General features: G+C 68.3%; 22 protein-coding genes and 1 tRNA gene. 8 read left to right on the top strand and 15 right to left on the bottom strand.

The genetic code is table 11. The features are described 5' to 3' along the window. Positions 1-4: 4 nt before the first annotated feature. Both asnB and BLT45_RS11920 read left to right on the top strand, forming a co-directional pair. Positions 5-1,708 (top strand): asparagine synthase B, encoded by a 1,704-nt coding sequence (asnB, locus tag BLT45_RS11925; RefSeq protein WP_093300070.1) that lies wholly within the window; start codon positions 5-7, stop codon positions 1,706-1,708. Then, positions 1,705-2,073 carry a nuclear transport factor 2 family protein gene (locus BLT45_RS11920; protein ID WP_093300067.1) on the top strand — a complete coding sequence of 123 codons (369 nt, stop codon included), beginning with the start codon at positions 1,705-1,707 and terminating at the stop codon, positions 2,071-2,073. The genes asnB and BLT45_RS11920 overlap by 4 nt, the downstream gene beginning before the upstream one ends. Here the strand turns inward: BLT45_RS11920 and BLT45_RS11915 are convergent. After that, positions 2,061-4,460, bottom strand: coding sequence for a penicillin acylase family protein (locus BLT45_RS11915; RefSeq protein ID WP_093300064.1), 2,400 nt, complete (start codon positions 4,458-4,460; stop codon positions 2,061-2,063). The two genes, BLT45_RS11920 and BLT45_RS11915, sit on opposite strands and share 13 nt — an antisense overlap. Positions 4,461-4,614: 154 nt before the next feature. Here BLT45_RS11915 and bfr point away from each other — a divergent pair, with 154 nt between their 5' ends. Beyond that, positions 4,615-5,100 carry a bacterioferritin gene (bfr, locus tag BLT45_RS11910; protein ID WP_093300061.1) on the top strand — a complete coding sequence of 162 codons (486 nt, stop codon included), beginning with the start codon at positions 4,615-4,617 and terminating at the stop codon, positions 5,098-5,100. Positions 5,101-5,109: 9 nt separating this feature from the next. On the opposite strand, the gene BLT45_RS11905 is transcribed toward bfr, so the two are convergent. The 3 genes from BLT45_RS11905 to BLT45_RS11895 all read right to left on the bottom strand — a co-directional run bounded on the left by BLT45_RS11905 (position 5,110) and on the right by BLT45_RS11895 (position 8,383). Beyond that, a complete protein-coding gene (locus BLT45_RS11905; protein WP_093300058.1) occupies positions 5,110-5,766 on the bottom strand; it encodes a thiopurine S-methyltransferase in 657 nt (218 codons plus the stop codon). Between the two features lie 164 nt (positions 5,767-5,930). Then, positions 5,931-8,174: a DNA topoisomerase IV subunit A gene (gene parC / locus BLT45_RS11900; RefSeq protein ID WP_093300055.1), complete on the bottom strand. Its 2,244-nt coding sequence runs from the start codon at positions 8,172-8,174 to the stop codon at positions 5,931-5,933. Between the two features lie 124 nt (positions 8,175-8,298). Further along, positions 8,299-8,383, bottom strand: a tRNA-Leu gene (locus BLT45_RS11895). 93 nt (positions 8,384-8,476) lie between these two features. Between BLT45_RS11895 and rnr the strand changes: the two genes are divergently transcribed. From rnr to BLT45_RS11875, 4 genes are read left to right on the top strand one after another with little or no spacing between them, the layout of a single operon-like run. After that, positions 8,477-10,948 (top strand): ribonuclease R, encoded by a 2,472-nt coding sequence (rnr, locus tag BLT45_RS11890; RefSeq protein ID WP_139188007.1) that lies wholly within the window; start codon positions 8,477-8,479, stop codon positions 10,946-10,948. Between the two features lie 3 nt (positions 10,949-10,951). Further along, positions 10,952-11,425: a GFA family protein gene (locus BLT45_RS11885; protein ID WP_254771875.1), complete on the top strand. Its 474-nt coding sequence runs from the start codon at positions 10,952-10,954 to the stop codon at positions 11,423-11,425. 51 nt (positions 11,426-11,476) lie between these two features. Next, positions 11,477-12,220, top strand: a complete 744-nt coding sequence (rlmB, locus tag BLT45_RS11880) for a 23S rRNA (guanosine(2251)-2'-O)-methyltransferase RlmB (protein WP_093300049.1) — start codon at positions 11,477-11,479, stop codon at positions 12,218-12,220. A gap of 9 nt (positions 12,221-12,229) precedes the next feature. Beyond that, entirely contained in the window at positions 12,230-13,423 is a 1,194-nt protein-coding gene (locus tag BLT45_RS11875; protein WP_093300046.1) for a DmpA family aminopeptidase, read from the top strand. A 12-nt stretch (positions 13,424-13,435) separates the two neighbouring features. Here the strand turns inward: BLT45_RS11875 and BLT45_RS11870 are convergent, their stop codons facing one another. Beyond that, complete coding sequence (locus BLT45_RS11870) at positions 13,436-13,972, bottom strand: helix-turn-helix domain-containing protein (protein WP_217629561.1); 537 nt, start codon at positions 13,970-13,972, stop codon at positions 13,436-13,438. 109 nt (positions 13,973-14,081) lie between these two features. On the opposite strand from BLT45_RS11870, the gene rhtA reads away from it, so the two are divergent. After that, on the top strand, positions 14,082-14,972 hold the full coding sequence (gene rhtA, locus BLT45_RS11865) for a threonine/homoserine exporter RhtA (protein ID WP_093300040.1): 891 nt from the start codon (positions 14,082-14,084) through the stop codon (positions 14,970-14,972). A gap of 1 nt (position 14,973) precedes the next feature. Here rhtA and BLT45_RS11860 read toward each other — a convergent pair whose 3' ends face one another. From BLT45_RS11860 to pstC, 10 genes are all read right to left on the bottom strand, one after another. Beyond that, complete coding sequence (locus tag BLT45_RS11860; protein WP_093300037.1) at positions 14,974-15,474, bottom strand: O-acetyl-ADP-ribose deacetylase; 501 nt, start codon at positions 15,472-15,474, stop codon at positions 14,974-14,976. Positions 15,475-15,489: 15 nt separating this feature from the next. Continuing rightward, entirely contained in the window at positions 15,490-16,071 is a 582-nt protein-coding gene (locus BLT45_RS11855; protein WP_093300035.1) for a methyltransferase family protein, read from the bottom strand. A 46-nt stretch (positions 16,072-16,117) separates the two neighbouring features. Further along, complete coding sequence (gene rnt / locus BLT45_RS11850; RefSeq protein ID WP_093300032.1) at positions 16,118-16,744, bottom strand: ribonuclease T; 627 nt, start codon at positions 16,742-16,744, stop codon at positions 16,118-16,120. 66 nt (positions 16,745-16,810) lie between these two features. Then, on the bottom strand, positions 16,811-17,566 hold the full coding sequence (locus tag BLT45_RS11845; RefSeq protein ID WP_093301986.1) for an HvfC family RiPP maturation protein: 756 nt from the start codon (positions 17,564-17,566) through the stop codon (positions 16,811-16,813). Next, complete coding sequence (locus BLT45_RS11840; RefSeq protein WP_093300030.1) at positions 17,559-18,410, bottom strand: HvfB family MNIO-type RiPP peptide maturase; 852 nt, start codon at positions 18,408-18,410, stop codon at positions 17,559-17,561. The genes BLT45_RS11845 and BLT45_RS11840 overlap by 8 nt, the downstream gene beginning before the upstream one ends. Before the next feature lie 49 nt (positions 18,411-18,459). After that, a complete protein-coding gene (locus tag BLT45_RS11835; protein ID WP_093300027.1) occupies positions 18,460-18,855 on the bottom strand; it encodes an HvfA family oxazolone/thioamide-modified RiPP metallophore in 396 nt (131 codons plus the stop codon). A gap of 146 nt (positions 18,856-19,001) precedes the next feature. After that, positions 19,002-19,712 carry a phosphate signaling complex protein PhoU gene (gene phoU, locus BLT45_RS11830; protein WP_093300023.1) on the bottom strand — a complete coding sequence of 237 codons (711 nt, stop codon included), beginning with the start codon at positions 19,710-19,712 and terminating at the stop codon, positions 19,002-19,004. Positions 19,713-19,720: 8 nt separating this feature from the next. Then, positions 19,721-20,539: a phosphate ABC transporter ATP-binding protein PstB gene (pstB, locus tag BLT45_RS11825; RefSeq protein ID WP_093300020.1), complete on the bottom strand. Its 819-nt coding sequence runs from the start codon at positions 20,537-20,539 to the stop codon at positions 19,721-19,723. After that, a complete protein-coding gene (gene pstA / locus BLT45_RS11820) occupies positions 20,532-21,383 on the bottom strand; it encodes a phosphate ABC transporter permease PstA (protein WP_093300017.1) in 852 nt (283 codons plus the stop codon). Before pstA ends, pstB begins: the two co-directional genes overlap by 8 nt. Further along, positions 21,383-22,354, bottom strand: coding sequence for a phosphate ABC transporter permease subunit PstC (pstC, locus tag BLT45_RS11815; RefSeq protein WP_093300015.1), 972 nt, complete (start codon positions 22,352-22,354; stop codon positions 21,383-21,385). Before pstC ends, pstA begins: the two co-directional genes overlap by 1 nt. Positions 22,355-22,423: the final 69 nt, after the last annotated feature.

Genomic DNA, 22,423 nt, shown 5'->3' with positions numbered 1-22,423 from the left:
ACCCATGTGTTCCATCTTCGGAATCTTCGGGCTGCAGCCCGGCGACGACATTGCGGCCCTGCGACGGCAATCGCTGGAGCTGTCCCAGAAGCAGCGCCACCGCGGTCCGGACTGGAGCGGCGTCCATCACGACGAGGGCGCGATCCTGGTGCACGAGCGGCTGGCCATCGTCGATCCCGCCGGCGGCTCGCAGCCGTTGCGCTCGGCCGACGGCGACCTCGTCCTGGCCGTCAACGGCGAGATCTACAACCATCGCGAACTGAAGGGCGAACTGACGCAGGACTACGCCTTCCAGACCGGCTCGGATTGCGAGGTCATCAACGCGCTGTACCGCGAAGACGAGCCGGCGTCGTTCCTCAACCGCCTCAACGGCATCTTCGCCTTCGCACTGTGGGACAAGGCCGAGGGGCGTGCGCTGATCGCGCGAGATCCGGTCGGCGTGTGCCCGCTTTATTGGGGGCATGACCGTGAAGGTCGCCTGTGCGTGGCCTCCGAGATGAAGGCGCTGGCGCCGATCTGCGCCGACGTCGCGCAATTCCCGCCGGGCCATTACTACGACACCGCCACGCGCGCGCTGGTGAAGTACTACGAGAAACCCTGGCGCGACTACGCCGCCGTGGAAGGCGTGCAGGTGCCGAAGGAGGCGCTGCGCGACGCGTTCGAACGTGCCGTGCATCGCCAGCTGATGACCGACGTGCCGTACGGCGTGCTGCTCTCCGGCGGGCTGGACTCGTCGCTGGTGGCCGCGGTGGCCGCGCGCTATGCGCGCCACCGCATCGAGGACAACGACAAGACGGAGGCGTGGTGGCCGCGGCTGCACTCCTTCGCCATCGGCCTGGACGGTTCGCCGGATCTGGCGGCGGCCGAAGTCGCGGCGAAGGCACTGGGCACGGTGCACCACGGTTTCACCTACACCTTCCAGGAGGGCCTGGACGCGATTCCCGAAGTGATCCGCCACATCGAGACCTACGACGTCACCACCATCCGGGCGTCCACGCCGATGTACCTGCTCGCGCGCCGGATCAAGGCGATGGGCGTGAAGATGGTGCTGTCGGGCGAGGGCAGCGACGAGATCTTCGGCGGCTACCTGTACTTCCACAAGGCGCCGAACGCGCGCGAGTTCCACGAAGAGTTGGTGCGCAAGCTGGACGCGCTGCACAACTACGACTGCCTGCGCGCCAACAAGTCGATGATGGCTTGGGGCGTGGAGCCGCGCGTGCCATTCCTCGATGTCGAGTTCCTCGACGTCGCCATGAAGATGGACGCGGCGCACAAGATGATCGACAAGACCCACGCCGGTGCGCAGCGGATGGAGAAGGGCGTGCTGCGCGAAGCCTTCGACGGCTATCTGCCGGAGTCGATCCTGTGGCGGCAGAAAGAGCAGTTCAGCGACGGCGTCGGCTACGGCTGGATCGACGGGTTGAAGGCGCATGCCGAAGCGCAGGTCAGTGACCGCGAACTCGCCGCTGCCGACAAGCGTTTCCCGGTCAACCCGCCGCAGACCAAGGAAGCCTACTTCTACCGCACGCTGTTCGAGCAGCACTATCCGGGGCAGGCCTGCGCCGAGACGGTGCCGGGCGGCAAGTCGATCGCCTGTTCGTCGCCGGCGGCGATCGCCTGGGATGCGAGCTTCGCGAAGATGGCCGATCCGTCCGGCCGTGCCGTCGCCGGCGTGCACGCGTCCGCACTGCAGGGTGCATCGACATGACGCCGTCCGAGGTCGTGCGCGAATGGGTCCGCTGCTTCAACGCAGCGGATGTCGACGGATTGGCCGCGCTGTATGCGGAGGATGCCGTCAACCATCAGGTGGTGACCGACCCGTTGCACGGGCGCGAGGCGATCGCGTCGCTGTTCCGCACCGAATTCGCGCGCGCCACGATGGTGTGCGAGGTGGAGCAGATCCTCGAGGACGGCGAGTGGGCCGTCCTCGCGTGGCGCGATCCGCTGGGGCTGCGCGGGTGTGGCTTCTTCCAGGTACGCGACGACCGCATCGTCTTCCAGCGCGGCTACTTCGACCAGCTCAGCTTCTTCCGCCAGCAGGGGCTGGCGGTGCCGGAGCATTATCTGGGCTGAGCGTTGGCGGGGCGCAGCGTGAGCGTGTGGGTGGCTTCGCCCGGCAGGAACGGCGTCGGCCGACCATGCACCCAGTCGTCATGGCCGGCGCCCCAGAACGGCGACATCGGATGGCCGCTCTGGCCGCCGGGCATATGGATGATGCCGTCGGCCTCATGCCCGGGCGATACCACCATGCGCTCCGATGCGCCGAAGGACGGGCCTTGCACGCGCGGCATGGCGCCGTCACCGGCGAGCGGTTCCCCCGGCATGCACAGGCGTGGCTTCAGGAAGGCGGGCAATGCGTTGGCCAACGGGTGGCAGATCTTCGCGGTATTGCGTTCGCCCCAGCGCCGCTCGGCCAGCGGTCCCTGGCCGGCGAGGTCGTCGCGCACTTCCTTCGCCGCATCTTCCAGCAGCGCATCCCAGCTTTCATAGCGGCGCGACAGCAGGTGCGCCGGGCGCTGCTCGAGCAGCGGCCATACCACGCCTTCCAGCTGCGGCAGATCGGGCATGATGAAGGCGTCGCCCAGTTCCGCCTGTGCGGGCGCGGTGAGGCCGTCGGCGATGCGTGCATGCACCGCCAGGCGCCAGGCGCGGACCAGCCGGTAGCTGACCGAATCGATGTTGGCGGTGCCGTCCCAGGTCTTGCCGGCATCGGCGAGGGCCTTGAGGGAGGCATCCGCCGGCCGTTTCTTCGCTTCGGCCTGCAGCAGCGCCCACCAGCGCTCCAGGAACAACGCGCGATCGTCGAGCTGGATCGCCAGCAGGTCCTTTTCGGTGAAGCGGTCCTTCGCCATCAGGCCATCACGGATCTGCTGCGCACGCGCGCCCAACGCATAGCCGCCATCGCCCACGCGGGCCAGTGCAGCGCCGTCCAGCACGCGCGCATTGGCGGTCCAGAGACGGTGGCTCTCCGGCGATGTCAGCACGGGCGAGAGCTGGTAGGACAGATCCCAGGGCTTGCAGGTAGTCGCCGCTTCGTCGGTGGGCGCTGCAGGCGCCGCACCGTCGAGGGCATGCGCACATGCGCCGGCGCGCGAAGGCAGCGGGCCGAGGATGCGCCACGCGATGCGCCCGTTGCGGTCGGCGACGACGAGGTTCTGCGCGGGCGTGGCCGTGCGCTGGGCGACGGCGAGCGCGGCGGACAGGTCGTCGGCGCGGGCGAGTTCGGACAGGCCGAAGTTCAACGCACCGGGCAGCTGCGCCACCCAGCGCAACGCCAGCGCGGGGCGATCGCCCTTCGCGCGATGCACGACAGGGCCGTGGCGCGTGTCGAGCACTTCGAACGCCACGTCTTCGCCGCCGGCCACCTTGATGGTTTCCGCATGGCGCTCGACGGCATCGCACCCCGTCGTCGTCTTGTCCTTGCAGGGATTCACCGGATACCAGTCCGCGGTGTCCGCGTAGCTGTTGGTGAAGCCCCAGGCGACGCGCCCGTTGCTGCCGACGATGATCGCCGGCAGGCCCGGCAGGCTGAAGCCGGACACATCGACCTTGCCGCCCGGCGCATGCGGGTCCGGATATCGCAGGCGCACGCGGAACCAGATGCCGGGCGCGCGCAGGCCCAAGTGCATGTCGTCGGCGACGATGGCGCGGCCATCGGCCGTCAGCGCGCCCGCGACCGCCCAATTGTTGCTGCCGGGTGTGCCCTTGTCGGCCAGGCGCTGGTGCGAATCCGTCTTGGGCATCGGCAGCGTGCGCAGGTCCACCTGGCTGGCATCCGGCAGGGGCGCGTTGCCGCGCGCTTCGCCGAACAGCGGGGCGTCCCACTCGGTGCCATCGTGGGCGAGCAGGGTGTAGAGACCCTCCGGCACGTGCTGGCGGATCTGCCACAGGCCCAGCTCGCGCACGTTCTGCGCATCCTGCAGATCGAAGTACATGGCGTAGCCGGTCAGCGCCGAATCCAGCACCTCCCATTCGCGCGGTTCCTGCCGCAGCAGCAGATAGGGCCAGGGGCGCGAGCGCAGACCCGCGAGCCCCGCGTTCACGCCGTCGGCGTAGGCCTGCAGTTGCGGCATTCGACTGCCGGCGAAGGCGTCCAGATGCTCGCCCAGGCGCGCGCGGATGCGGTGCACGCGGCGTTCCTTGTCCAGGTCGACGGCGATCGGCCCAAACAGCTCCGCCAGTTCGCCGGCCGAGCTGCGGCGCATCAAGTCCATCTCGAAATAGCGTTCCTGCGCGTGCACGTAGCCGAGCGCGCGGACCGCGTCGGCCTCGCTGGCGGCATCGATCGTGACCACGCCCAGGGCGTCGCGCTGCACGCTGGCCGGGGCCGACAGGCCGGCCAGGCCGGTCTCGCCGTCCAGCTGCGCGAGGCTTCCCCGCAGCATCCACCAAGCGACCAGCACCACCAGTACCACCAGGGCCAACAGCAGCAGCGCGATGCGCCGGGTCCACTTCAGCATTGCGGGTCCTGAGGGTAGGGGCGGGCGGGGCGATTATTCCACGGAAGCGATGACGGTCCATGCCGCGATGCGACGAAGAACGCGACTGATTCCGATTCGGTCGCCGGTCCGCGGGATCGGGCATCCTGTGCGCCTCGTTACAGGAGCCGCCCCCATGAAAGGCCACCCCGACGTCGTCGAATACCTCAAGTTCCTGCTGCGTGGCGAACTCGCCGCGCGCGACCAGTACTTCATCCATTCGCGGCGCTACGAGGACCAGGGCCTGAAGGCGCTGTTCCACCGCATCGACCATGAGATGCAGGAAGAGACCCAGCACGCCGACGCGCTGCTGCGCCGCATCCTGTTCCTCGAGGGCGACCCGGACATGCGCCCGGAGGCCTTCACCGCCGGCACGACGGTCGAGGAGATGCTGCAGCGCGACCTCGAAGTCGAGTACGCGGTGCGCACCCACCTGGCCAAGGGCGTGGCGCTGTGCGAACAGCATGGCGACTACGTGACGCGCGAGATCCTGCTGACCCAGTTGCAGGACACCGAGGAAGATCACGCGCACTGGCTGGAGCAGCAACTGGGCCTGATCAAGCGTCTGGGCATCCAGCTGTACCTGACCTCCAAGCTGGACGGCGAAGCCGTCGGCGGATAACCGCCGGCGTCAGCCCCGGCGCAGGCGGTAGACCGCGGTTTCCAACGCGCTCAGGCCTTCTTCGCGGAAGCGCGCCTCCTGGTCCAGAATGTCGCGCCGCTCCAGCAACGTATGCCGCCACGGTGCGGCGAACAGCGCCTCGACCTCCGGCTGTTCCACCGAAAACGGCGGGCCGGCCTTCTCGGCCTGCGGATACTCCAGCGTGATCAGCAGCCCCTGGCAGCCGGCAGGCAGGGACGCGTAGACCGTGTCGCGGTAACGCAGGCGCAGGTCAGGCGGCAGCGCGATCAGGGCGGCACGGTCGTACACACCGGCCACGTCGGCGAGCAGCGCCGGGTCCAGCCCGAAGGCATCCCCCAGAATGATCTCCACCGGCCCTGCGCTGAAGTGGTCGCCGTAGCGGCTCGTGGTCCGCACGGGTTCCAGCCCGGCCTCCTCGAAGAACTGCGTCACCGCCAGTGGCGACAGTTCCACGCCGAGCACGCGATGGCCCTGCGCGGCCAGCCAGTGCATGTCCAGCGACTTGCCGCACAGCGGCACGAGCACGCGCGCGTCTGAAGGCAGTTGCAGCGACGGCCAGTGCTTCTCCAGCAGCGGCATCACGTCGCTGCGATGGAAACCGATCTGGCCTTCCTGCCACTTCTGCAACCAGAAATCGGCGTCCATCGGCGAATCCTTCAAATGTGGTCGGACGATAACGATGACGAACGCGCCGCAGCGCGCCCGTCCGGTGAACTATTGGACTTCCAGTCCGTCGACCTTCTGCCGCGCCCCCTGAAGCTGCGGGCGGCGGCGATCATGAGCGCGCCGCAGCGCGCCCATGCGGTGAACTACTGGACTTCGAGTCCGTCGACTTTCTGCCAGCCGCGCGGCAACAACCCGCCGCGCGTCGCCCGCGCGCCGACGTATTCGTCCAGGTCCTTGAACGACAGGCTCATCGTGCGCTGCCCACTCTTGACCAGCAATGTGCTGCCCGGCGTCACCGCCGCGATGGCGACGACGCGCTCGGTGCCCAGCTTGGCCTTCGGGATCTCGATCAGCTTGTTGCCCTTGCCTTTGTCCAGCTCGGGCAGTTCGCTGACGGGAAACGCCAGCAGGTGGCCGGCGCTGGTCACGGCGACGATGCGGTCGGTCTCCACGTTCGGCACCTGGGCCGGCTGCAGCACGCCCGCGCCCGGGGTCAGGTTGAGCATCGCCTTGCCCGCTTTCTGGCGCCCGGTGAGGTTCTCGAAGCGGGTGACGAAGCCGTAGCCGTGCGAAGACGCCAGCACGAACCGGCTGTCGTTGTCGCCGCTGGCCAACGCCTGGAACGACGCACCCGCCGCCGGCGAGAAGCGGCCGGTCAACGGTTCGCCGTTGCCGCGCGCCGAGGGCAGCGTATGCACGGCCGTCGAGTAGCTGCGGCCTTCGGAGTCGAGGAAGGCGACCTGCTGCGTGCTGCGCGAGCGCACCGCGGCCAGCAGGCCGTCGCCGTCGCGGTAGGAGAGGGTGGCAGCGTCCACCTCGTGGCCCTTGGCGGCGCGGATCCAGCCCTTCTCCGACACCACCACCGTCATCGGCTCGCTCGCGACCAGTTCGGTTTCGTCCAGGGCCTGCGCGGCATCGCGCTGCACCAGGGGCGACAGGCGGGCGTCGCCGAACTTCTTCGCGTCGGCCGTCAGTTCGTCCTTGATCAGCTTCTTCAGCTTGGCCTTGGATTCCAGGATGCCGGCGATCTTCTCGCGCTCGGCCTGCAACTCGTCCTGCTCGCCGCGGATCTTCATTTCCTCGAGGCGGGCGAGCTGCCTCAGCTTGGTCTCGAGGATGTAGTCCGCCTGGTCCTCGCTCAGCTTGAAGCGGGCGATCAGCGCGGCCTTCGGTTCGTCCTCGGTGCGGATGATGCGGATCACTTCATCCAGGTTGAGGAACGCGACCAGCAACCCTTCCAACAGGTGCAGGCGGCGCTCGACCTTCTCCAGCCGGTGCTTGAGACGGCGCGTCACGGTGTCGCTGCGGAACGCCAGCCATTCGGTCAGCAGCATCTTCAGGTTCTTGACCTGCGGACGGCCGTCGAGCCCGATGATGTTGAGGTTGACCCGGTAGCTCTTCTCCAGGTCGGTGGTGGCGAACAGGTGGCCCATCAGCTGTTCGGCATCCACGCGGTTGGAGCGCGGGATCAGCACGACGCGCACCGGATTGGCATGGTCGGATTCGTCGCGGATGTCCTCCAGCCACGGCAGTTTCTTCGCCCGCATCTGGGTGGCGATCTGCTCGATGATCTTCGACGGCGAGACCTGGTAGGGCAGCGCCTCGATCACGATGTTGGCGTTGTCCTTGCGCCACACGGCGCGTGCGCGGACGCTGCCGGTGCCGTTTTCGTACATCGCGCGCAGGTCCGACGCCGCGGTGATGATTTCCGCCTTGGTGGGATAATCCGGGCCGCGCACGTGCTCGCACAGGTCCGCGACGGTCGCGTCCGGGTCGTCGATCAGGCGGATGCACGCGCTGACGATTTCATTGAGGTTGTGCGGCGGCACGTCGGTGGCCATGCCCACGGCGATGCCGGTGGTGCCGTTGAGCAGCAGGTGCGGCAGGCGCGCGGGCAGCCACGTGGGCTCCTCGAGCGTGCCGTCGAAATTCGCCGCCCAGTCCACCGTGCCCTGGCCGAGTTCGCCCAGCAGCACTTCGGCGATGGGGGTGAGCTTGGACTCGGTGTAGCGCATGGCCGCGAACGACTTCGGGTCGTCCGGCGAGCCGAAGTTGCCCTGGCCCTCGATCAGCGGATAGCGGTACGAGAATGGCTGCGCCATCAGCACCAGCGCTTCGTAGCAGGCGCTGTCGCCGTGCGGGTGGTATTTGCCGATCACGTCGCCCACGGTGCGCGCGGACTTCTTCGGCTTCGCGCCGGCGTTGAGGCCCAGCTCGCTCATCGAGTAGATGATGCGTCGCTGTACCGGCTTCAATCCGTCGCCGATGAAGGGCAGGGCGCGGTCGAGCACCACGTACATCGAATAGTCGAGGTAGGCGCGTTCGGCGTATTCGCGGAGCGGGATCTGTTCGAAGCCGTGGAAGGTGGGGCGGATGGTGTCGCTCATCGGGTGCATTCGTCTGCAGCAGTGTCTTGCCGCAATTCTACCCGTCGCGGTCTCAACGCCTGAGCGCGCGTGAGCGATGCCCGGAAACGAAAAACCCCCGCTTGCGCGAGGGTTTCGTTTTGCGTGGTGCCCAGGAGAGGACTCGAACCTCCACGGTTTTACCCGCTAGTACCTGAAACTAGTGCGTCTACCAATTCCGCCACCTGGGCAGGTAAGCGAGGCGCGCATTTTGAGGACAGGGCGGGGGAATGTCAACGGGTGTCTTCGCACGGTGTTGTTCAGGCGGGGTGTACGATGCGCCGATGACCAAGAACACCAAGAACGGCGGCGGCAAGAAGCCCGGCGCGCCCGCCAAGGCCGGCCCGAAGCCGGCATCCCGCAACGCCCCCAAGACCGGTGGCACGCCTGCCGGCAAGCCGGGCAAGCCCGCCAAGAAAAGCCTGCCACCCTGGATGCCCGACCAGCCCGCATCGGGCGGCCGTGCCAGGCCCGGCGCCTCGGCCTCCCACCGTGCCGGTCCGCCGCCACGCGCGGCGGGCCGCTTCGTCGACCCGCATGCGCAGCGCGAAGCGCAGCGCTACGACCAGCCCATCGCCAGCCGGGAGGCCATCCTCGGTTTCCTGGAAGCGGCGGAGGGCCCGCAGACCGCGGAGGAGATCGCCGGTCCGCTCGGCCTGGATGCACCCGACCGCTTCGAGGCCCTCTCCAAGCGTCTGGGGGCGATGGTCCGCGACGGCCAGCTCGTGCAGAACCGCCGCGGTGGTTTCGCTCCGGTCCAGCACACCGACCTGATCGCCGGCACGGTGATCGCCAACCCGGACGGCTTCGGCTTCCTCCGCCCTGACACGGGCGGGGGCGACGACCTGTTCCTGCCGCCGTTCGAAATGCGCAAGGTGATGCATGGCGACCGCGCGCTGGCCAACGTCACAGGCATCGACCGTCGCGGCCGCCGCGAGGGCAGCATCGCGCGCGTGCTGGAGCGCGGCGTCACCCGCCTGATCGGCCGCTTCGGGTTCGAAGTCGGCATCGCCTACGTCGCCCCCGACGACAAGCGTATCCAGCGCAACGTGCAGATCCCGCAGGACGCGACCGGTGGCGCGCGCGACGGGCAGCTCGTCGTCGTCGAACTGACCCAGGCGCCGGATGCGCGCCGTCCGCCCATCGGCAAGGTGATCGCCGTGCTCGGCGACAGCCTCACGCCGTCGCTCGTCGTCGAGGCGGCCATCCACGGCCACAACCTGCCGCACGAGTTCCCGCAGGAGGTGCTGGACGAAGCCACCGCGGTTCCGCTCGTGGTGGAGCCGGCGATGGTCGGCGACCGCGTCGACCTGCGGTCCACGCCGCTGGTCACGATCGACGGCGAGGACGCGAAGGACTTCGACGATGCCGTCTATTGCGAACCCACCCGCGACGGCTTCCGCCTGATCGTCGCCATCGCCGACGTCTCCCACTACGTGCGTCCCGGCACGCCGCTGGACGACGAGGCGCAGAAGCGCGCGACCTCCGTCTACTTCCCCGGTTACGTGGTGCCGATGCTGCCTGAGACGCTGTCCAACGGCATCTGCTCGCTGAATCCGAAGGTCGACCGCATGACCTTCGTCTGCGACATGCAGGTCAACCGCGAGGGCGAGGTGACCGCGTCGAAGTTCTACGAGGCGGTGATGAACTCGCACGCGCGCCTGACCTACACACAGGTGTGGAAGGCCGTCGGCGAGAACGACGAGGAGACCCGTGCGCAGATCGCGCCGGTGCTGCCGCATGTCGAGCGCCTGTACCAGCTGTACCACGTGCTGGCGAAGGCGCGCACGCAGCGCGGCGCCATCGAATTCGAGAGTTCGGAAGTCCGCTTCGTGCTGGACAACCGGGGCGAGGTCACCCAGGCCGGCATGCTGGTGCGCAACGACGCGCACAAGCTGATCGAGGAGTGCATGATCGCCGCCAACGTGGAGGCGGCCCGCTTCCTGCTGAAGGCGAACATCCCCGCGCCTTACCGCATCCACGACAAGCCGCCGGAAACGAAGTACATGGACCTGCTGGAATTCCTCAAGGAGTTCAAGCTGTCGATGCCGCCGTGGGGCAAGGTGCAGCCCAAGGATTTCACCCAGCTGCTGAAGAAGGTGCGCGAACGGCCGGATGCCGCGCTGCTCGAGTCGGTCCTGCTCCGCAGCCAGAGCCTGGCGGTGTACGCGCCCGAGAACATCGGCCACTTCGGTCTCGCGCTGGCGTCCTACGCGCACTTCACCTCGCCGATCCGGCGCTATCCCGATCTGCTGGTGCATCGTGCGATCAAGCATGGCCTGTCGCGCAAGCCGGTGGACGCGTTCCAGTACTCCCCGCGCGACATGGCGGCACTGGCGCTGCAATGCTCCGAGCGCGAGCGCCGTGCCGACGAAGCCGAGCGCGAGGTGGACGAGCGTTTCCGCGCCGCGTGGATGGAGAAGCATGTCGGCGGCCAGTTCGACGGCGTGATCAGCGGCGTCACCAGCTTCGGCCTGTTCGTCGAGCTTGACGCGTCCAAGGTCAACGGCCTGGTCCACGTGACCCAGCTGCCGCACGACTACTACCACTTCGATCCGGTCCGCAAGACGCTCTCCGGCGAACGCCGTGGCCTGTCGTACCGCCTGGGCGACCGCGTGCGCATCATCGTGCTGAAGGCCAGCCTGGAAGAGCGCAAGATCGACTTCCGCCTGGTCGAGGACAAGACGAAGGACACCGGGCTGCCGCCGCCACCGACGCGCGGGCAGCCGGCGAAGCGCAAGAAGCAGAAGTACTGAGCCGTGGCCGATACCGTGCACACCGGCGGCTGCCAATGCGGCGCAATCCGCTTTCGCGTCACGGGTGAACTCAAGGATGCGTCCATCTGCCATTGCCGCATGTGCCAGAAAGCATTCGGTGCGTACTACGCACCGCTGGTGTCCACGCGCGGCGCACTGCTGGCATGGACGCGTGGAGAACCGAAACGCTTCCGCTCGTCGAACGTGGTCCAGCGCGGCTTCTGCGCCGACTGCGGCACGCCGCTGACCTACGAGGCACCGGATGGCGTGGCGATCGCCGCGGGCGCTTTCGACGAACCGGCCGGACTGGCGCCGTGGGTGCAGTATGGCGTGGAGGGCAAGCTGCCCTACGTGGATGGCCTGCCGGCACTGCCGCAGCGGCGTACCGAAGAGGACGAGGGTGCGGCCGCGTTCCTCGCCGACGTGGTGTCCTTCCAGCACCCGGACCACGACACGCCGGCCTGGCCGCCGCGCTGAGCGGCTGGTCGGTGCGATAATGCCCGCCTTCCCAACGCGGCCGCGTAGCGCATGAGCAAGCAGAACCAGTGGATCGTCGGCGTCAATGCGGTGGCTTCGGCCATCGAGAACGATGCCGACAACGTGCGCGAAGTGCTGGTCGAAGGCGGCAGCAAGAACGCGCGCCTGACCGAGATCGAAGAGAACGCGCGCCGCAAGGGCATCGACGTGCGCCGGGTCACCGGGCAGGCACTCGACGGCGTGGCCGGTTCGTTGCGCCACCAGGGTGTCGCGGCGCGCTATGCCGCGGCGAAGACCTGGGACGAGGGCGAACTGCAGGGCCTGGTCGAAGCTGCGGAAGGCAAGGCGCTGGTGCTGGTGCTGGACGGCGTGCAGGACCCGCACAACCTCGGTGCCTGCCTGCGCAGCGCTGCGGCGGCCGGCGTTACCGCGGTGGTGATCCCCAAGGACAAGTCGGTGGGCGTGAATGCCACCGTGCGCAAGACCTCGGCGGGCGCCGCCGACACCATCCCGGTGGTGCAGGTCACCAACCTGTCGCGCTGCCTGCGCGACTTGCAGCAACTCGGCGTGTGGATCTACGGCCTCGCCGGCGAAGCGGAAGCGTCGCTGTACTCGCTCGACCTGCGCGGCAATGTGGCACTGGTGCTGGGCGGCGAAGCCGACGGCCTGCGCCGGTTGACGCGCGAGAACTGCGACGGCCTGGTGAAGATCCCGATGCCGGGCGAGATCGAGAGCCTCAACGTGTCGGTCGCCGCCGGCGTCACCCTGTTCGAAGCCGTCCGCCAACGCCAATAAGGAATCCGCATGCCCGGCACGCCGCACCGTTCCCTGTACCGGCTGGCGGCGCTGCTGCTGGCCGTCGTGTCCGCAACGGCCGCCGCGCAGGACGCACCGCGCGCCCGTGCACGCGACCTCGGCGTGGCGCCGGGCATCTTCGCCCCCGGCACGCACAACGCCATCACCGATGTCGCGGGCGTCCGCGTGGGGCAGGTGACCCTGGTGGAGGGCGATACCGTGCGCACCGGCGTCACCGCCATCCTGCCGCATCCGGGCAATGCCTACCGCTCGCGCGTGCCGGCAGCGGTGCATGTCGGCAACGGCTTCGGCAAGTTCATCGGCAGCACCCAGGTGAACGAACTGGGCGAGCTGGAAACGCCCATCCTGCTGACCTGCACGCTGTGTGTGTGGAAGGCGGCCGATGCGATGGCGGCGTGGATGCTGGAACGCCCCGACATGCAGCAGGTGCGATCGCTCAATGTCGTCGTCGGCGAGACCAACGATGGCGGGCTCAACGACATCCGCGCACGGCCGGTCACCGCCGAGGCGGTGCGGCGCGCGCTGGACATGGCCAGCGACGGTCCGGTGCAGGAGGGTAGCGTGGGAGCAGGCACCGGCACGGTGGCGTTCGGCTGGAAGGGTGGCATCGGCACTTCGTCGCGCAAGCTGCCCGCGTCGCTGGGCGGGTGGACCATCGGCGTACTGGTGCAGAGCAATTTCGGCGGCGTGCTGCAGGTGTCCGGTGCGCCGGTCGGACGCGAACTGGACCGCTACGCGTTCCAGCAGGCGGTCGCCATGCAGGCCGAAGGTCGCCGTGGCCTCGCCGATGATCGGGGCGACGGTTCCATCATCATCGTCATCGCCACCGATGCGCCGCTCGCCGACCGCAACCTGCGCCGCGTCGCCTCGCGCGCGATGATGGGGTTGGGGCGCACCGGCAGTTCCGCATCCAACGGCAGCGGCGACTATGTCATCGCGTTCTCGACCGCGGATTCGGTAAGGCGCGTCTTCGACGCGCCGCGGCTGGACACCTCGGAACTCGCCAACGAACAGATGAGCGCGGTGTTCCAGGCCAGTGTGGAAGCGGTCGAAGAGGCGATCTACAACTCGATCTTCATGGCGACCCCGGTCAGCGGCAACGGAGAGACGGTCGACGCGATCCCGCTGGACCGCGTGCGCGCCATCCTGCGCCGCCACGGCATCACGCCGCCCGCGAAGTAGGCCGCTGCAGGATCAGTGCACGACGTTGCGGATGAAGCGCAGCGGCGTGTCGCGGCCGTTGCGGTAGGCGTAGTCGCGGTCGCTGGGGAAGACGAAGAAGTCGCCGGCGTCGACGGTCTGCTCGCCCTCGGGCAGCTCCACCACCAGTTGCCCTTCGATGACGAAGAACATCTCGTGCCAGCCGGCCGGATCCGCGCCGCAGGTGTAGCGGTCGCCTGGCATCAGTGTCCACGCCCACAGTTCGACGTCATGCGCCGCCGGTGCGGTAGCCAGCAGCACCGCCCGCGAGCCCGGCGTGCGCCCCTGCCAGGCGAGGGCTTCGATGCGGCGCAGGTCGTTGGCCGGCGCCTTCACCAGGTCGGCGAAGCTCACCTGCAGCGCCTCCGCGATCCGGTCCAGGGTGTTCAGGCTGACATTGGCGTCGCCGGACTCGATGCCCACCAGCATCCGCCGGCTGACGTCGGCCGTTTCGGCCAGGGCCTGCTGGCTCAGGCCGGCGGCGGTCCGCAGGCGGCGGACGTTTTCGGCCACGTGTTCAAGTACGCTCATGGTAGGGCTTGCGCAATATATTGCGCATACGCTAAGCTTCGATTGCGCAATATAGTGCGCAGTCCCCTCGTCCCACAAGCGCACGCCCCCGCCGTGCAGGTGCTCCGTCATGCAGTCCCTGTCCCGTTCCCACGCCGCCTCGCCGTGGCAGCCCATCGCGCTGCTGCTGGTCGCCATGCTGTCCATCCAGGCTGGCGCCTCGATGGCGAAGAGCCTGTTTCCGGCCGTCGGTGCCACCGGCGCGACGGCGCTGCGCCTAGCACTGGCCACGTTGATGCTGGTGATGGTGTTCCGGCCGTGGCGCGTGCGCGTCACCCGCGAGCAGTGGCCGCTGCTGCTGTGCTATGGCGCCTCGCTGGGCCTGATGAACCTGCTGTTCTACAAGTCGCTGGAAACCGTGCCGCTGGGCATCGCGGTCGCGCTGGAATTCACCGGGCCGCTCGCGGTGGCACTGTTCGGCTCGCGCCATCTGCGCGACGTGGTCTGGGTGGTGCTGGCCGTCGTCGGCCTGGTATTGCTGGTGCCGGAACAGGGCAGCCAGCCGCTTGATCTTGTCGGCGCCGCGTACGCGCTGGGCGCGGGCGCGTGCTGGGCGATGTACATCGTATTCGGCCAGAAGGCGGGCAACGCGCACGGGCCGCAGACGGTCGCCATCGGCAGCTGCATCGCCGCGGCGGTCGCGGTGCCGTTCGGCGTGGCGCATGCGGGTACCGCCTTGCTGGCGCCGGCACTGCTGCCTGTCGCGCTGACGGTGGCGCTGCTATCCACCGCGATTCCCTACAGCCTGGAGATGGTGGCGCTGACGAAGCTGCCGACGCGCACGTTCGGCATGTTGATGAGCCTGGAACCCGCTATCGCCGCACTGTGCGGGCTGCTGTTCCTGCACGAACGGCTGTCTATGCTGCAGTGGCTGGCGATCGCCGCGATCATCGTCGCGTCCGCGGGCGCTGCGATGACCTCGCGTTCCCCGGTGCAGACCGCGGCCAACGGCGAGGCCTAGTTCAGGCGAGCAAGGTCTGGTAGTGCGCCAGGTCTTCCGAAGAGAAGCAGCAGAACACCACGTCGAGCGGCGCCGCCGACGCATCCAGTACTGCGCGTACCGTATCGACCGCGATGTGCGCCGCAGCGTCCGCGGGATAGCCGAAGATGCCGGTACTGATGCAGGGAAAGGCGATGCTGCGCAGGCCGTGCTTCTCCGCCAGCGCCAGGCTGTTGCGGTAACACGCGACGAGCAGATCCGGCTCGCCCTGGCCGCCGCCGTGCCAGACCGGCCCGACGGTGTGGATGACATGCCGCGCCCGCAGCCGGTATCCCTTCGTGATCTTCGCTTCACCGGTCTTGCAGCCACCGAGCAGCCGGCATTCGTGCACGAGGTCGGGGCCGGCGGCACGATGGATCGCGCCATCGACGCCCCCGCCGCCGAGCAGCGATGCGTTCGCCGCGTTGACGATGACGTCGACGTCCAGCGTGGTGATGTCGGCGAGGATGGCGGTGATCGTCATGGACGTACGCGCCCGTCAGAGCACGCCCGGTAGCAGGGCGCGCGTGCGGCGCATGTAGTCGGCATACGGCGCGCCGAAGCGCTCGAGCAACCAGCGTTCCTCCTGCCGCAGCTTGAACCAGAACGACGCTGCGACGATCGCGACCGCCAGCAGTCCGCGCCAGTCACCGACTTTCAGGGCGGTGCCGAAGAAAGCCAGCAACAAGCCGGTGTAGATCGGGTGGCGCACCCACCGGTAAGGGCCCGCCTGGATCAGCTGGTGGTCCTGCTTGATCTGCACCTCGCTGCTCCAGTTGCGCCCCAGCAGGTGGCGTGCCCGGCAGGCGAATGCGATGCCGGCCACCGTCAACGCCAGCCCGATCGCTTTCACCGCGACGTGCTTGGGTACGAAGCGTTCCTGCAGCACGCTGTCGCCGAACCACCCGCCCGGCCCGAGCAGCACGACGGCCAGCGCCAACGGCAACCAGTACGCGATCAGACGGAGCCACGGCGACTGCGTGCGCACCGGCGCCTTGATGCCGCGTGCGCTCCAGATCCAGTAGCCGACGAAGAAGAGCCAGGTGGCGTGGTGGGCGATGCCCAGGATGCGTTCCAGCATATCGGCTCCTCGCAGCGTGCCGCTCAGCGTGGCGGACGGAAGGTCGTTACACCGGCCGCGGCCACGCGTTGGCGATCGTGCAGAACAGGCGCGCGGTCTGCTCCGCGTCGTAGACGGCGGAGTGGGCGTCTTCCGCATTCCAGTCGAAGCCCGCGGCAGCCACGGCGCGGGCCAGCACGGTCTGGCCGTAGGCGACGCCTGCCAGGGTCACCGTGTCGAACACGCTGAAGGGATGGAACGGGTTGCGCTTGTGGCCCACGCGGGCCACCGCGGCATTGAGGAAGTTCAGGTCGAAGTGCGCGTTGTGGCCCACCAGGATCGCACGCTGGCAGCCGTGCTTCTTCACCGCCGCGCGCACCGGCGCGAACACGTGGTCCAGCGCATCCTTCTCGTGCTTGGCGAAACGGAACGGATGGTCCAGGTCGATGCCGGTGACTTCCAGCGACTTGGGATCGATCTCCAGACCCGGCGCCGGATGCAGGTGCACGCTGGAGGTGGTGCCGGGTACCAGCAGTCCGTTCTCGTCCAGGTCGAGGGGCACGGCGGCCAGTTCGAGCAGGGCGTGGCGGTTCCAGTCGAAGCCACCGGTCTCCACGTCGACCACCACGGGCAGATAGCCGCGGAAGCGGCGGGCCATGGGCGTGGTGCGGGCGGTTTCGGCGGCGTTTTCCATGCGCGAAAGGGTAGCAGAGGTCGGCACGGCTTCCTGTGCTGGAAACCCAACCGCGAGCCAATGCTCCTACGGTGCCGCGGCGGGATCGGTGCCCGACAGCGTGCCTTCCTGCCGCATGCGCGCCAGCATGGCCGCGCCTTGCTCGATGAAGGCAGGGACGTCGTCGACGCCGGCTTCGTCGGCCAACTGGCGGAGCGCTTCCGCACCGCTACGACGTCGCTCGCCAAGCAGTTCGATCAGCCGGTAGACGAGCGGCGACAGGGCGGAGAAGCGGACCTGGTGGTCGGCGCCACGCCGCACCAGCAGGCAGGTCGGAGCATCCGGCGGCGACGCGGGGCGGTAGTCCGGGCCGATGCGGTGCACGGGCCATTGATACGCCAATGCCCAGGCGAACGGCGACACCACGGGAACGCCTGCGAGCAGGTCGCCGTCCGGGTCGTGCGCCGGCACGGCGTCATCGGCGATCTGCAGGGCCAGTTCCACCCATTCGTAGTGCGCGAGCTCGCGCAGCCACGGCGTATCGGGGTCGGGCGCGCGGCCTTCGAGGAAGCGGATGAACTCGCGCGCGATCTCGGGAAACAGCGGCGTGTGGCTGCGATGGTTCGCGTAGAACTGGCGTACGAGCCGGCGCCACGCGTCGTCGCCCAGGGTCTGGCGGATCACCGGGAAATTGCCGGCCAACAGGCCCTCGATGTTGTTGAAGAACAGGTCGCGGTAGATCGCCAGCCGCCGTTCCTCGATGCCGGGCGGCGGCGGATGCGCCGACGGGTCCCGCAGGTGCCGCGATAGCGCGAACTGCTGGTCGTGCAGGCGCTCAGCCATGGGTGGCGCGCGCGGTCGCGCCGGCATGCGGCGCTTGCAGGTCGCGGATGCGCTGCACTTCCGCGGCCAGTTCGGCCAACGGCGGGAAGTTGAAGTCGCGCTCGAGCAGGGTGGGCCGCACGCCGTGGGTGGCGTAAGCCAGCGACAGCAGCGACCACACGTCGTCCTTCACTGGCGCGCCATGGGTATCCACTTTCAGGTCGTCGGCTTCGTCGTAGTGGCCGGCGATGTGGTACGAGGCGATCCGCGCCGACGGCATGCGGGCCAGGAACGCACGCGCGTCGTAGCCGTGGTTGATGGCGTTGACGAAGATGTTGTTGACGTCGAGCAGCAGGTCGCAGTCGGCTTCGTCGAGGACCGCGCCGATGAAATCGGCTTCCGCCATCGCCTGGTAGGGCGCGGCGTAGTAGGAGACGTTCTCCACCGCGATGCGCCGGCCCAGCGCGTCCTGCGCCTGGCGGATGCGTGCGGCGACGTGGTGGACCGCTTCCTCGGTGAACGGGATCGGCATCAGGTCGTACAGGTGCCCGTCGTCCGCGCAGTAGCTCAGGTGCTCGCTGTACAACGCGACGTCGTGCTGGTCGAGGAACCGGCGCGTGCGCGCGAGGAAGGTGTCGTCCAGCGGTGCCATGCCGCCCAGCGACAGCGACAGGCCGTGACAGGTGATCGGATGCCGCGCCGAGAGCGCGCGCAACGCGTCGCCATAGCGACCACCCACGCCGATCCAGTTGTCGGGCGCGCATTCGAGGAAATCGAACGCGCCCGCAGGCGGCGTCAACAGGTCGTCGAGCAGCGCGCGGCGCAGGCCAAGGCCGGCCGATGCGGTGGGGAGAGGTGTGGTCATCCGGTGGATGCCGCAGGCCCCGGCTCAGCCGGGGCCCGAGGCCATGGGCTTACTTGTCGCCGGTCTTCTTGTCGCCGCCGCACTTGCCCTCGCCGCACTTGCCTTCACCGCACTTGCCCTCGGCACCCTTCGCGCCGGCGTGGGCCTTGTGCTCGGCCGCGTCGATGAAGCCGTCCTTGTTGGTGTCGATGCCGGCGAAGTCGGCCGCCTTGTCCGGATGGGCGGCGGCGAACTCGGCCTGCGAGACCTTGCCGTCCTTGTCGGTGTCGGCCTTGGCCATGCCGCACTTGCCCTCGCCGCATTTGCCTTCGCCGGCCTTCGCGGCTTCGGGCGCGGCCAGCAGGTAGCCCTGCGCCAGCGGTTCCATCGCGAAGCTCGAGCCGGCCAGCAGGATGCCGCCGGCCAGCGCGACAGCGACGGCGGCGGGTTTGGTGGTCTTGGACATCGTGTTCTCTCCCAGGCGTGCGGGGGATCCGCATCAGCGTGGCGCGATTGTAGCCGCGCGACGTTAGCGCTCTGTTTGTGCGGGGCCCGGAACGGACAAGCCCCGCCGGGGCGGGGCCTGTCGCGTGCTGCAGTGCGGCGCGTAACTCAGACGGCGCCGGTGGTGCTGGTGTCGTCGCGCTTGGCCCGCGGCGGCAGCGGCTGTTCGCCGTGCACCAGGAACCAGACGTTCTCGGCGATGTTCGTCGCGTGGTCGCCGATGCGTTCCAGGTTCTTCGCCATGAACAACAGGTGCGTGCACGGCGTGATGTTGCGCGGATCTTCCATCATGTAGGTCAGCAGCTCGCGGAACAGCGCGGTGTAGTGCGCGTCCAGCTCGGCGTCGCGTTCGCGCACCTGGACGGCCTGTTCGGCGTCGCCGTTCTGGTAGGCGAGCAGCACGTCGCGCACCTGGCGGGCCGCCAGCTTGCCGAGCGCGCGCAGGCCGGTGATCTGCGGCATCGGCGGCGAGACGTTCAGGGCGATCGAGCGCTTGGCGACGTTGGCCGCGTAGTCGCCGATGCGTTCGATGTCCGCCGGGATGCGCAGGCCTGCGAGGATCTCGCGCAGGTCGCGGGCCATCGGGCCGCGCAGGGCCAGGTGCATGACGTCATGGGCCACCTGGTGCTCGATGGCGTCGATGGCTTCGTCGTTGGCGATGATGCGCTGGGCCGCCTTGTCGTCGCGGCGTTCGACCACGTCGAGCGCGGCCTCCAGCTGGGCGACGGCGGTTTCGCCCATGCGGACGATCTCCGCCACGATGCGGCGCTGTTCTTCGTCGTAGCTCTTCACGATATGGTCGTTGGGTTGGGTGTTCATGGGCGTCCTCAGCCGAAACGTCCGGTGATGTAGTCTTCGGTCTGCTGCTTGCCGGGGTTGGAGAAGATCGTCGACGTGGCGTCGTGCTCGACCAACTCGCCCAGGTACATGAAGGCCGTGTAGTCCGACACGCGCGCCGCCTGCTGCATGTTGTGCGTCACGATGGCGATGGTGTACTGGTGCTTCAGTTCTTCGATCAGCTGCTCGATCTTGCTGGTCGAGATGGGGTCCAGTGCGGAGGTCGGTTCGTCCAGCAGGATCACGTCCGGGCGCAGCGCGACGGCACGCGCGATGCACAGGCGCTGCTGCTGTCCGCCCGACAGGCCCAGGGCGCTCTGCTTCAGCTTGTCCTTGGCTTCGTCCCACAGGGCCGCCTGGCGCAGCGCCTGCTCGACGCGCACGTCCATGTCGGCCTTGTTCAGGCGCTCGTGGTGGCGGATGCCATAGGCCACGTTCTCGAAGATCGTCATCGGGAACGGGACCGGCTTCTGGAACACCATGCCCACCTTGCTGCGCAGGCGGTTCATCGGGTACTTGGTGTCCAGGATGTTGTCGCCATCCAACAGCACCTCGCCCTTGGCGTGCAGCTTCGGGTACAGCGAGTAGATGCGGTTGAAGACGCGCAGCAGCGTGGACTTGCCGCAGCCGGAGGGACCGATCAGCGCGGTGACGCGCTTTTCCGGAATCTCCAGGTTGATGTTCTTCAATGCGTGGAAATCGCCGTAGTAGAAGTCCAGCCCCTTGGCCGCCAGCTTCACGCTGGCGGGGGCGGCGTGTTCGTCGTGGCGTTGCGGCGTCACCACGGCAATGCGGGCGGCGTCATTCATGGGTCACCTTGTTTCGAAGAAGGATGGTTCGCGCAATCAGGCTGAGGATCAGCACCATGCCGGTCACGAGGAAGGCGCCGGCCCAAGCCAGCGAATTCCACGAGTCGTAGGGGCTCATCGCGTACTGGAAGATCACCATGGGCAGGTTGGCCATGGACTGGTTGAGATCCGTGCTCCAGAACTGGTTGTTGAAGGCGGTGAAGAGCAGCGGCGCGGTTTCGCCGCTGATGCGCGCCAGCGCCAGCAGGATGCCGGTGACGATGCCCGGCAGCGCCGAGCGCATCAGCACCTGGGTGGTCACCTTCCACTGCGGCACGCCCAGCGACAGCGCGGCCTCGCGCATCTGCTGCGGCACCAGCCGCAGCATCTCGTCGGTGGTGCGCACGATCACCGGCAAGGCGATGAACGCCAGCGCCACCGCACCGGCCCACGCCGAGTAGTGGCCCATCTGCGCCACCATCACGGTGTAGATGAAGAGGCCCAGCACGATGGACGGCGCCGACAGCAGGATGTCGTTGACGAAGCGGACGGTCTCGCCCAACCAGTGCTTGTTGGCGTATTCCGCCAGGTAGGTGCCGGCGGCGATGCCGATCGGCGTGCCGAGCAGGATCGCCAGCAGGCTGATCACCACGCTGCCGAACAGCGCGTTGGCCAGGCCGCCCGGTTCGTTCGGCGGCGGCGTCATCTGGGTGAACAGATCCAGGTTCAGGCTGCCCATGCCCTTGGTGATCGTCGTCCAGAGGATCCAGACCAGCCACATCAGGCCGAAAAGCGCCGCGGCGATGGACAGGGTCAGCGCGGCGACATTCTTGACCTTGCGCCAGGTGTAGAGCGAAGCGGACATCAGTTGCCCTCCCGCTTGGCGAGCTGGCGCAGCATCAGGCGGGCGATCGCCAGCACGATGAAGGTCAGCACGAACAGGGTGAAGCCGAGCAGCAGCAGCGAGCCCTTGTGCAGCGGGTCGGTGGCTTCGGCGAACTCGTTGGCGATGGTCGCGGCGATCGAGGTGCCGGGTTCCAGCAGCGCCAGGCTGATGGCGTAGGCGTTGCCGATGACGAAGGTCACCGCCATCGTTTCGCCGAGCGCGCGGCCCAGGCCGAGGAACACGCCGCCGATCACCGCCGAGCGGGTGTACGGCAGGACGATGTCCCAGACCACTTCCCACTTGGTGGAGCCCAGCGCGTACGCCGATTCCTTCAGGCGGCCCGGCACGGTCAGGAAGACCTCGCGCATCACCGACGAGATGAAGGGGATCACCATGATCGCCAGCACCAGGCCGGCGGTCATCATGCCGATGCCCAGCGGCGGGCCGGACAGCAGCACGCCGACCAGCGGCAACTGGCCGAGGTTGTCGTTGATCCACGGATAGACGTGTTCGCTCAGCTGCGGCGCCAGCACGAACAGGCCCCACATGCCGTAGATGATCGAAGGGATGCCGGCCAGCAGCTCGATGGCCATGCCGACCGGGCCGCGCATCCAGGCCGGCGCGACTTCGGTCAGGAACACCGCGATGCCGAAGCTCACCGGCACCGCGATCAGCATGGCGATGCCGGCGCTGACCAGCGTGCCGAAGATCGGCACCAGGGCGCCGAACTCGCGCGTGCCGACGTTCCACTCGGTGCTGGTGAAGAAGCCCAGGCCGAACGTCTGCAGGGCTTCCCGACCGCCCCACAGCATCGACACGGCGGCAGCGATCAGGGAGAACAGGACGAACAGGCCGGCGGCGGTGAGCGTCAGCCGGAACAGCGTGTCGGCGCGCGCGTCTTTCGCAGTGCGCACGTCCGTCAGGGAGGCGGGGAGGGCAGTGGCGTTCATGCAACCCGAAGGGTGGGGGAGGGCGGGTGTGGCGGTCTGGCTAGTGCACGGGTACGTCGTTACCGCGTG

Source organism: Pseudoxanthomonas sp. CF385, assembly GCF_900104255.1.
Taxonomy (GTDB): domain Bacteria; phylum Pseudomonadota; class Gammaproteobacteria; order Xanthomonadales; family Xanthomonadaceae; genus Pseudoxanthomonas_A.
The sequence above is the reverse complement of the archived record's forward strand: the minus strand, read 5'-3'. Positions and strand labels throughout refer to the sequence as shown.

What these genes read in the sequence shown, in the direction of transcription:
- pstA (WP_093300017.1), bottom strand. Translation starts at nt 21,383, where the DNA reads ATGTCCGCTTCGCTCTACACCTGGCGCAAGGTCAAGAATGTCGCCGCG.
- BLT45_RS11860 (WP_093300037.1), bottom strand. Translation starts at nt 15,474, where the DNA reads ATGACGATCACCGCCATCCTCGCCGACATCACCACGCTGGACGTCGAC.
- BLT45_RS11835 (WP_093300027.1), bottom strand. Translation starts at nt 18,855, where the DNA reads ATGTCCAAGACCACCAAACCCGCCGCCGTCGCTGTCGCGCTGGCCGGC.
- pstC (WP_093300015.1), bottom strand. Translation starts at nt 22,354, where the DNA reads ATGAACGCCACTGCCCTCCCCGCCTCCCTGACGGACGTGCGCACTGCG.
- bfr (WP_093300061.1), top strand. Translation starts at nt 4,615, where the DNA reads ATGAAAGGCCACCCCGACGTCGTCGAATACCTCAAGTTCCTGCTGCGT.
- parC (WP_093300055.1), bottom strand. Translation starts at nt 8,174, where the DNA reads ATGAGCGACACCATCCGCCCCACCTTCCACGGCTTCGAACAGATCCCG.
- rhtA (WP_093300040.1), top strand. Translation starts at nt 14,082, where the DNA reads ATGCAGTCCCTGTCCCGTTCCCACGCCGCCTCGCCGTGGCAGCCCATC.
- BLT45_RS11920 (WP_093300067.1), top strand. Translation starts at nt 1,705, where the DNA reads ATGACGCCGTCCGAGGTCGTGCGCGAATGGGTCCGCTGCTTCAACGCA.
- BLT45_RS11915 (WP_093300064.1), bottom strand. Translation starts at nt 4,460, where the DNA reads ATGCTGAAGTGGACCCGGCGCATCGCGCTGCTGCTGTTGGCCCTGGTG.
- BLT45_RS11875 (WP_093300046.1), top strand. Translation starts at nt 12,230, where the DNA reads ATGCCCGGCACGCCGCACCGTTCCCTGTACCGGCTGGCGGCGCTGCTG.
- BLT45_RS11855 (WP_093300035.1), bottom strand. Translation starts at nt 16,071, where the DNA reads ATGCTGGAACGCATCCTGGGCATCGCCCACCACGCCACCTGGCTCTTC.
- asnB (WP_093300070.1), top strand. Translation starts at nt 5, where the DNA reads ATGTGTTCCATCTTCGGAATCTTCGGGCTGCAGCCCGGCGACGACATT.
- rnr (WP_139188007.1), top strand. Translation starts at nt 8,477, where the DNA reads ATGACCAAGAACACCAAGAACGGCGGCGGCAAGAAGCCCGGCGCGCCC.
- pstB (WP_093300020.1), bottom strand. Translation starts at nt 20,539, where the DNA reads ATGAATGACGCCGCCCGCATTGCCGTGGTGACGCCGCAACGCCACGAC.
- phoU (WP_093300023.1), bottom strand. Translation starts at nt 19,712, where the DNA reads ATGAACACCCAACCCAACGACCATATCGTGAAGAGCTACGACGAAGAA.
- BLT45_RS11840 (WP_093300030.1), bottom strand. Translation starts at nt 18,410, where the DNA reads ATGACCACACCTCTCCCCACCGCATCGGCCGGCCTTGGCCTGCGCCGC.
- rlmB (WP_093300049.1), top strand. Translation starts at nt 11,477, where the DNA reads ATGAGCAAGCAGAACCAGTGGATCGTCGGCGTCAATGCGGTGGCTTCG.
- BLT45_RS11905 (WP_093300058.1), bottom strand. Translation starts at nt 5,766, where the DNA reads ATGGACGCCGATTTCTGGTTGCAGAAGTGGCAGGAAGGCCAGATCGGT.
- BLT45_RS11870 (WP_217629561.1), bottom strand. Translation starts at nt 13,972, where the DNA reads ATGAGCGTACTTGAACACGTGGCCGAAAACGTCCGCCGCCTGCGGACC.
- BLT45_RS11845 (WP_093301986.1), bottom strand. Translation starts at nt 17,566, where the DNA reads ATGGCTGAGCGCCTGCACGACCAGCAGTTCGCGCTATCGCGGCACCTG.
- rnt (WP_093300032.1), bottom strand. Translation starts at nt 16,744, where the DNA reads ATGGAAAACGCCGCCGAAACCGCCCGCACCACGCCCATGGCCCGCCGC.